The following is a 2,345-nucleotide window of genomic DNA, read 5'->3' as shown; positions in this document are numbered from 1 at the left end:
TTTGCCATGCACAAGAAAAACTGCCGGTCATATATAGGTAATATCGGTTCAAATCGATGAGGGAGATGATGAATTTTATGCTGCCTATGGAAAAATATTTCGGTAAGTTTGAACTCGTTTATTCATTTTATGGGGCTATGCCTACAGGCGTTACCGTGTCAGAAACCGGGCGTATTTTCGTTTGCTTTCCGAAATGGGGAGATGACGTGAAATTTACGGTGGCTGAAATTGCGGGTGATCAATTACAGTCTTATCCAAATTTGGAAACAAATTTGGCCAACCCGGCAAACGTTGCGATGTCATTTATCAGTGTCCAAAGTGTAGTGGCTGATGGAAGGGGAACACTTTGGGTATTGGATACAGCAGCACCCAATTTTTCTGAACCGATTAAAGGGGGAGCAAAACTGGTCGCTGTTGATTTAAAAACAAATACAATCAGAAATGTGAATACCTTTACAGAAGAAGTCATCCTGCCAACCACATATTTGAATGATGTTCGCTTTGATTTTCGCGTAGGAAAATCCGGTTATGCCTATATCACAGATTCATCCTCCAAAGGTCCAGGAGCGATCATTGTTGTGGATTTAGAAACCGGAAACGCATTCAGACGGTTAAGTGGCACCCCACCTACATCACCCGATCCCTATTTCTTGCCAAAAGTAGAAGGTAAAATACTGATGAACCGCAATAAAGACGGCTCCATTTCTCCCTTTCGACTGGCGTCTGATGGTATCGCGATTTCTGCGGATGGAAAGACATTATTTTTTTGTCCATTAACGAGCCGTCATCTGTTCTCCATTTCAACAGAAGCCCTGAGAGACAGAATGATACCGGAGAAGGACTTACTTTCCCGGGTGGAGTATTTGGGGGAAAAAGGGGCATCTGACGGAATGATTACCGGGGCAAAAGGAAACGTCTATGCAGGGGATTATGAAAACAACAGCATACGAAAAATCATGCCGAACGGAAACATGGAAACCATCGCACATGACCCGAGGCTTTTATGGCCGGATACGTTTTCGATTGGCCCGGATCAATACTTATATGTGATTGTGAACCAATTACACCGGCAGGCCAGGTTTCATTATGGAAGGGACCTGCGAGAAAAGCCGTATAGTTTGCTTCGCATGAACATAGATGAATTGCCTGCTCCTGCATTCTGACAATAAATATGGAACAGTTTATTTTGTAAACTGTTCCTTTACATGATCTATAGTGTTGGCAAATCCAAAGCGGTCTTCATATTTGTCAAGTTCAAACGGATTTGCTCGTTCGTATCCCAAGCGTGATACCATCCTTTTTCCACGATATAACCGGAAACTTGTTCATGCATCTCGATGGCTTCCTCCAAATGCCGAGTTAACATTTCTTTGATTTCAGGTGTTCCGGCTTCCGTAACAGCCATGGCGTAATTTCTAACTCCACTTTTTGCCGCAATCAATAAATCCATCGCCACAATCTTGTCAGAAAGTGCATCCATTCCTGTTAAGTTTTCAATGATTGAATTCAATTTTACTCAGCTCCTAACGATTGCTTTGCATTAGATAAAACAGAGGTATATTCGTTTAACTGTCTGGTGGAAAGATCAATGTCTTGCTGCATCATTTCTTTGAGCCTTGGGTCACTAACCAGTGCTCTCATTGTTTTAGACTTGGTTAAGCAATTTGTTTTAAAAGCGGCCATTTCTTGAACCTCAAGAACTTCGTGTAGGGCATAGTTCATTTTTCAATCCTCCTTCCTCAAGGCTTCAAGACGACTTTTATACAATCATCCGTTTTGGTGTCAAAAATCTCATAGCCACGCTTGGCTTCACTGAGCGGAAGGACATGGCTGACCACATCTCCCGGATCAATCTTTCCTGTAGAAACCAGTTCAAACATATAAGGCATATAGTGAATAACAGGTGCTTGTCCCGAGCGAATATTTACATTGCGGTTCATAATGTCTCCAAATGGAAAACCGTTATATTTTCCACCATAAACGCCGGTCACCTGGATATTGCCACCTTTTCGGACGGCCTGGGTCGCCATGATAAATGCACCAAATGCACCACTCTGAAGTTTTAATCCGCTGGCAAGAAACTCCATATCGGTCATTTTTCCGTCCATACCAACAGCATCAATGACTACATCCGCACCGCCCTTGGTGATTTCCTTCAGGTATTCTCCACAATTTTTATGATCCTCAAAGTTCACAATTTCAACTTTGTTTGTCCGTTTCGCATGCTGCAAGCGATAATTCACATAATCGACTGCAATGACCCGCTTCGCCCCTTTTAGCCAGCAAAACTTTTGTGCAAATAGTCCAACGGGACCACATCCCAAAACGATAACGGTGTCCCCGTC

At 42.9% G+C, this 2,345-nt stretch carries 4 protein-coding genes; 1 reads left to right on the top strand and 3 read right to left on the bottom strand.

Annotated features, from left to right (window positions below; all coding sequences use genetic code 11):
- The first annotated feature begins 68 nt into the window (after positions 1-68).
- Positions 69-1,163 (top strand): L-dopachrome tautomerase-related protein, encoded by a 1,095-nt coding sequence (locus ABHN01_RS25250; protein WP_429877827.1) that lies wholly within the window; start codon positions 69-71, stop codon positions 1,161-1,163.
- A gap of 47 nt (positions 1,164-1,210) precedes the next feature.
- On the opposite strand, the gene ABHN01_RS25245 is transcribed toward ABHN01_RS25250, so the two are convergent.
- The 3 genes from ABHN01_RS25245 to ABHN01_RS25235 form a co-directional block, all read right to left on the bottom strand.
- The gene (locus ABHN01_RS25245) at positions 1,211-1,510 is read right to left on the bottom strand and encodes a spore coat protein (RefSeq protein ID WP_429877826.1); all 300 of its coding nucleotides are present in this window, start codon (positions 1,508-1,510) and stop codon (positions 1,211-1,213) included.
- A gap of 2 nt (positions 1,511-1,512) precedes the next feature.
- On the bottom strand, positions 1,513-1,722 hold the full coding sequence (locus ABHN01_RS25240) for a hypothetical protein (RefSeq protein WP_429877825.1): 210 nt from the start codon (positions 1,720-1,722) through the stop codon (positions 1,513-1,515).
- Positions 1,723-1,739: 17 nt separating this feature from the next.
- On the bottom strand, positions 1,740-2,345 hold a 606-nt coding region (locus ABHN01_RS25235; protein WP_429877824.1), incomplete at its 5' end, for a zinc-binding dehydrogenase.

The organism is Fictibacillus sp. NRS-1165 (assembly GCF_050468105.1).
GTDB classification, from domain to species: Bacteria; Bacillota; Bacilli; order Bacillales; family Fictibacillaceae; genus Fictibacillus_C; species Fictibacillus_C terrinigri.
The sequence above is the reverse complement of the archived record's forward strand: the minus strand, read 5'-3'. Positions and strand labels throughout refer to the sequence as shown.

What these genes read in the sequence shown, in the direction of transcription:
- ABHN01_RS25250 (WP_429877827.1), top strand. Translation starts at nt 69, where the DNA reads ATGAATTTTATGCTGCCTATGGAAAAATATTTCGGTAAGTTTGAACTC.
- ABHN01_RS25240 (WP_429877825.1), bottom strand. Translation starts at nt 1,722, where the DNA reads ATGAACTATGCCCTACACGAAGTTCTTGAGGTTCAAGAAATGGCCGCT.